The 540-nt window shown below is 63.0% G+C and carries 1 protein-coding gene; it reads right to left on the minus strand.

Features of this window, described 5'->3' with window-relative positions:
- Positions 1 to 540: 3-hydroxybutyrate dehydrogenase (locus J5M71_RS26920; RefSeq protein ID WP_207838550.1), on the minus strand; the 540-nt coding region annotated here is incomplete at both ends.

Genomic DNA, 540 nt, shown 5'->3' on the forward strand with positions numbered 1-540 from the left:
GATCATGCTGCGCCTGCTGCGGATCGACACCCTTGGCCGCGCGATCATCGATCTGCTTCTGCACCAGCGGCGTCAACACCCAGCCCGGACAGATCGCATTGCAGGTGACATTGCTGGTCGCGGTTTCCAGCCCGACCACTTTGGTCAGGCCGATCACGCCATGCTTGGCGGCAACGTACGCGGCTTTGCCGGTGGAGCCGACCTGGCCGTGCACCGAGGCGATATTGATGATGCGCCCCCAGTTCTTGCGGCGCATGCCCGGCAGGCTGAGCCGCGTGCTGTGGAATACCGATGACAGGTTGATCGCGATGATCGAATCCCAGCGCTCAACAGGAAACTCTTCTACGGCCGCAACGTGCTGAATGCCGGCGTTGTTGACCAGAATGTCGACGCCGCCAAACTCGCGCTCGGCGTAGGCGACCATGTCGGCAACCTGTGCCGGGTCGCTGACATCGGCGGGATGATGGCCGACCTTGCCGCCGAACTGAGCGACGTCGGCGATCACCTTCGAGGCGTCGCCGAAGCCATTGAGAATCAGGT

Source organism: Pseudomonas sp. 43(2021) (assembly GCF_017490805.1).
In the GTDB taxonomy this organism is placed as follows: domain Bacteria; phylum Pseudomonadota; class Gammaproteobacteria; order Pseudomonadales; family Pseudomonadaceae; genus Aquipseudomonas.